The organism is Candidatus Bathyarchaeota archaeon (assembly GCA_023131225.1).
Taxonomy (GTDB): domain Archaea; phylum Thermoproteota; class Bathyarchaeia; order Bathyarchaeales; family SOJC01; genus JAGLZW01.
Genome location: JAGLZW010000039.1, coordinates 1 through 4,850 on the forward strand (window position 1 = coordinate 1; position 4,850 = coordinate 4,850).

Annotated in this window: 5 protein-coding genes; 2 read left to right on the forward strand and 3 right to left on the reverse strand. The window is 46.1% G+C overall.

Annotated elements, in window-relative coordinates:
• Window positions 1-273: 273 nt before the first annotated feature.
• Both KAU88_09655 and KAU88_09660 read left to right on the forward strand, forming a co-directional pair.
• Complete coding sequence (locus KAU88_09655; GenBank protein ID MCK4478770.1) at window positions 274-1,956, forward strand: glycosyltransferase family 39 protein; 1,683 nt, start codon at window positions 274-276, stop codon at window positions 1,954-1,956.
• A 17-nt stretch (window positions 1,957-1,973) separates the two neighbouring features.
• A complete protein-coding gene (locus KAU88_09660) occupies window positions 1,974-2,588 on the forward strand; it encodes a phosphatase PAP2 family protein (GenBank protein ID MCK4478771.1) in 615 nt (204 codons plus the stop codon).
• Between the two features lie 80 nt (window positions 2,589-2,668).
• On the opposite strand, the gene KAU88_09665 is transcribed toward KAU88_09660, so the two are convergent.
• From KAU88_09665 to KAU88_09675, 3 genes are all read right to left on the reverse strand, one after another.
• Complete coding sequence (locus KAU88_09665; GenBank protein ID MCK4478772.1) at window positions 2,669-3,160, reverse strand: GtrA family protein; 492 nt, start codon at window positions 3,158-3,160, stop codon at window positions 2,669-2,671.
• A 21-nt stretch (window positions 3,161-3,181) separates the two neighbouring features.
• Window positions 3,182-4,387: a glycosyltransferase family 9 protein gene (locus tag KAU88_09670; protein ID MCK4478773.1), complete on the reverse strand. Its 1,206-nt coding sequence runs from the start codon at window positions 4,385-4,387 to the stop codon at window positions 3,182-3,184.
• A gap of 109 nt (window positions 4,388-4,496) precedes the next feature.
• On the reverse strand, window positions 4,497-4,850 hold a 354-nt coding region (locus KAU88_09675; protein MCK4478774.1), incomplete at its 5' end, for a PIN domain-containing protein.

The following is a 4,850-nucleotide window of genomic DNA, read 5'->3' on the forward strand; positions in this document are numbered from 1 at the left end:
CAATATCAAGTGTAATTATAAAATGCAATATTATTTCTTGACCGGCTTGCTCCCCGCAAGCCCCGCTACCTGCCGAATACGTCATGGATCATTACAGCCAACTCTCCATGAACGACGACCCTCGATGTCTTTCGCGAAGATTTTCCTCCTGCTTCCTATAACCACCGCGCGCCATATACAATATCTTGTGGTTTTTTCTTCTTGACATATAAGTGTCTTATTTTTATACTTAATATTTTAAAAAGGGAATTCTTATCAGAACTGGTTATTTGTGTGAACCTCATTAAAAAGTTAAATGAACTGGGACATGCGGAATGGAAGCGTCAGGCGGCTGTGTTGCTTCTGGTCGGTAGCCTTTTTCTTTTTCTCGGGCTCGGAAACGGAAAGCTTTGGGACCGTGATGAGACTACGTACGCCGAAGTAGTTCGGGAGATGATCCAAACGGGAGACTGGTTGGTCCCCAAGTATAACGGTGAACTACTGGCCGACAAACCGGTTCTTTCTTATTGGGCCATGATTGTTGGGGCGCGTGTGTTCGGAATAAATGAAGTTGGCATGCGCTTTTTCTCGGCGGTAAGTGGATTGGCATGCGTACTTGTGCTATTTGCCATGGGCCGTCGTATGTACGGCCCGGAAACCGGGTTCCTGGCCGGACTTATTCTGCTCTCCAGCCTTTTCTTTCTCGTAGTTTGCCGGTCCGCTTTGATGGATGCCCATCTAACATTGTTTGTCACCTGTGCACTGTGGGGATTCTGGGAAGCCCTTCGCAATCCAGACAGCTCCCTGCTGTGGATGCTCTTGTGCGGGGGTGCCACTGGTCTGGCAGTCCTTACCAAAGGCCCGCTGGGGTTACTTCTTGTGGGCACGGTTGGGCTCTTTATGTTGGTAAGCACCCGCAAATTCTCTTTGGTGCGCAAGCTGCATCCAATAGCCACTCTGACAATTTTCTTATTGGTGGCATCTTCATGGTACGCTGTGATTACGTGGAAGACTGGATGGGAGTTTTTGCTGGACTTCATAATCAGGGAGAATATAGACAAGCTGTTTAGGCCGACTTTAGGACACGGAGGCCCTGTGTGGTATTATCTGCCGGTTTTGCTGTTTGCGATTCTGCCCTGGAGTTTGTTTCTGCCATGGGCAATTCGATCCATGTGGAAACACGGCTGGGAGGAAAAGGCTTTCTTGCTGGGCTGGGCGGTAATCCCGTTCGTATTTTTCTCGCTACTTGGCACTAAGCTTCCGCATTACATACTACCGATTTTCCCTGCCTTGGCCCTTATTATAGCCCGGGCCTTGGTCGGAGCCGAGGAAAACAAAAGCACACCTCCGGGCTATATCCTTCACGTGCTTTGCGGGCTTGGGATCTTATTGCTGATCGGAGGACTGGTGGGTTGGAACATGCAACCTGCCCTGGCAGGGTGGAGGCTGCCTCTGACCCTATTGCCCCTGTGCCTTGGATGGGCCGTTGCTGCTCGTCGCCCCAACCGGTATCCATTCACACGGCCTTATCTCGTGGGAAGCATGCTGTTGTTCATACTCTTGGCCGCACATGTCATGGTCCCGCACCTGGACCGTTTCCGGGTGGTACATCAGGCAGCTGCCCACGCTGCCAGCTGGGCTGAAGAGAAAACTCATCAGGGTCAGCGGCCACGGCTATTAGCCCACCGCTACCGTGAGCCAGGTATGCTCTTTTATGCCAGGCAGGGTATTGCAAAGGTGGACGATGATAGATTGCAGGAGGCCCTCTTTTTACCGAGCCCGCTCCTTGTCATTGCCAGGAGTAAATTTTATGAACAGATGTCTGAAGACCTGAAATCTCAATTCCGTGTTCGGGCACGCTATGAAGGGTACTGCGAGAACAAAGGACAGATGACTCTTTTACTTTTGGAAGCTCTTCACAGGGATGAAGGCCGCCCGGACTCTGAGTGCCTTTCGTCTGTGCATGGCAATTCCTGATGGGAAAGGAAGTGCAGTTGAACAAGAATTTGTTGATTTCGACCTTCACGGCTCTATTAACAGTCTTTGTTACCTTTATTTTCGATGCTCAGATCGGTGTATTTTTTAGAAAAATAATTCCTGACGCTGCAACCAGGCACACCGTTGAACTCTTTTCAGACTGGGGAGTGTGGTTTTTCTACGCTATTTTTGCAGGACTGATCGTTTATGCACTTTTCAAGAAAGATAGGAATTTACGCGGTGTATGCTCGGCATATCTAAAGACCCAACTAATTTTTTCTTTCGCGGTTGTAAGGCTTATGAAGATATTGTTCGGGCGTGCAAGGCCGGAGTATGGAATGGAATTTACATTTCTTTCTGTCGATGACCACTACAATTCGTTTCCGTCAGGACATTCGGCAGATGTCTTTGTGTCTGGCGTATTTCTATTCTGTTTGCTGAGACATTCTAAATACCGTGTTGTACCTCTTTGTTATGCCTTTTTGATGGCCTTGCTAAGGATAATAGTTAGTGCCCACCATCCATCGGATGTTGTTGCTGGTATAGCCATAGGTGTATTAGGGGCACATATTATTCTATGGAAACGGCCATTCCGGCGGGCGAGACTTCCAAACAAAGGTGCTTGTGGGTAGACAATTAGAATACGCCCATGATCCTTGCGCATATACCAAAATGATTACGCCTTTGAACCCTTCCATAAGGGATTTACCACTCAGTTACAGGGGCCGCCTGTTCCTGTCGAACATGGTGTTCGCTTTATGCTAAAGGTCCAAACGTCGTTCAACAGGTAGTTGATGATTGCCGCCAAAAGGATTGCAATAACATTGGCGACCAAGTAGTGAGTAAACTGTACTATCACTTTTGTGATGAGAAACTGACAGACGATAGATAGCCAGCAGGCAAGAAAGTACTGTACTAATTGAACCCAGAGAGCTTTTTTGATTTCTTTCTTTCGCTCACCCCATGTCCAGAGCCTGTTCCATGTAAAGTTGTTGATCGTTGCACAAAAAATGGCCAGGGTTAGAGAGAGGTTGAGACGCATTCCATCAGTACTTATCCATTTGAAAATATATTCTTGTGCGAGATATAAGACACCCAGATTAACTACCATTCCTGAAAATCCCACGGAGCCGAATTTAAGGAAACGGTGTCTCACTAATTTCGAGATCAGTGGTGTTAGAAAAGCGTTCTGAGTGCTGTCCATCGAATTTTTTTCTCACCTCTGTTAACTTTTACTTCCATTTTCAAGAAATTCCATTGCCTTTGCATATACCTGATCTGGATGAATCCCTTTCAGGCACCGATTGTCCCCATCACATGGAGAGTTGCGGTGATTATAGGCGGTAAGGCACGGGGAGCAGGAAAAGGATCGATAGAAAAAAAAGGCCTTTTTGTTTAGTGTACCATAAAGCGCCGGAGTTTCAGGGCCGTAAAATATGATGGTCGGGATAGGCGTTAAAGCAGCGAACTGTCCGGGTCCTCCGTCATTGGTAATAAGAAGGCATGCCCGATAAAAAAGGGCCATCAGTTCCCGAAGATTTTTTGTATATCCGGTCAAATCAATGCAATGGAGATTTCCACACCGGGATAAAATCGTCTTCGCAAGGGCTTTGTCGGCCTTCATACCAATGATGGCGACGGCATACCCATCCGAGATGAATCTCTCCGACAAGCGGCAATAATAATCAAGGGGCCATGCCCTAATAGGGAGGATACCGCCACTGGGATAAAGGAGGATCAATTTTTTGTCCTTCACAACAGGAAAATCACAGAGCAGTCGTTCGGTCATACCCTGAATTTCACTTTCTTCAAAGGAAATGGAAGGAGCCTCAAAAGGCTGAGCAGGAACGATCCGTTTGGCAGTTGGCGTCGTTTTCGAATCCAACGCCTCCACCATCGTCAAAAACTGTTGAGAGATATGGTGATAAGGATTGTACATAACAGGTCGATTGATAAAGGATCCTCGATAGAGTCCTTCCTGGGTATATGGGTGGAACCCGACACGTATAACCGCACCGCTCAAAAACGAAAAAATGGCGCTGATCCTTGAAAAGAGCTCGCAATCGATTATAGCATCGAATTTTATACGACGCATCTTCTGGAAAACTCGAAGGCAGTCCAAAATAAATCGCTTCATGGAAATGTTGTTAATGGTAAGGATGTTTTCCTTAGGGATGACATTTAGGATTTCTAAGATCTCCCGATTCTGTTCGAACAGAAGCACATGTATAGTCGCACCTGGATACCTTCTTTTGATTTGGGTAAACATGGGGTGGGCTAAAACAAGACTTCCCATTTCGGAAAGAAGAATCACAAGAATTTTTCCGAGTATAGTTTTTGATGGCCTTTTCCTTCGAGGAAAAAGAGACAGGCCCCTGCAGAGGAGAGTCCCCACGATTCGGTCTACTTTTCGTTGGAATGTGAGATTCATTGTCCTTTTGATCAATTAAATATCTTATTCCCAGGCCCTGAAACATCAGCCTGTCACAATTGCTTTAATGATGCTTTCATTTTTTACGAATTCATCATGTTTAGGTTTCTCACTTATAGGCAATATTAAGTTCGATTGCCGCCGATTTTAATCTCTTATCGGAAGTCCAGAGTGGTATTCTCAACAATTGTGCTGAAGCGAGAAGGTGTACATCAACAAAACCGATACCAATACCCATCAATTTGTTTTGTTCAATATAAAAAAGAGATTCATTAAGATCGATGGTTGGGGCCATCGGCAGAGAGCGAAGTAAGGTCAAAATTTCATATCGGTTTTTAATATTACCACAGGCTAATTCGCAAATTATGAAAGAGTGACATATCACCTCTGCATCCAGAAGCAGTTTTTCAAGGTGACGGCTTCCCTTTCTCAAATGGATAACCCAGATTGAAGTGTCAACGAG

Excerpts from the sequence above, each read along its gene's own strand:
- KAU88_09665 (MCK4478772.1), bottom strand. The coding sequence starts at position 3,160 with ATGGACAGCACTCAGAACGCTTTTCTAACACCACTGATCTCGAAATTA.
- KAU88_09670 (MCK4478773.1), bottom strand. The coding sequence starts at position 4,387 with ATGAATCTCACATTCCAACGAAAAGTAGACCGAATCGTGGGGACTCTC.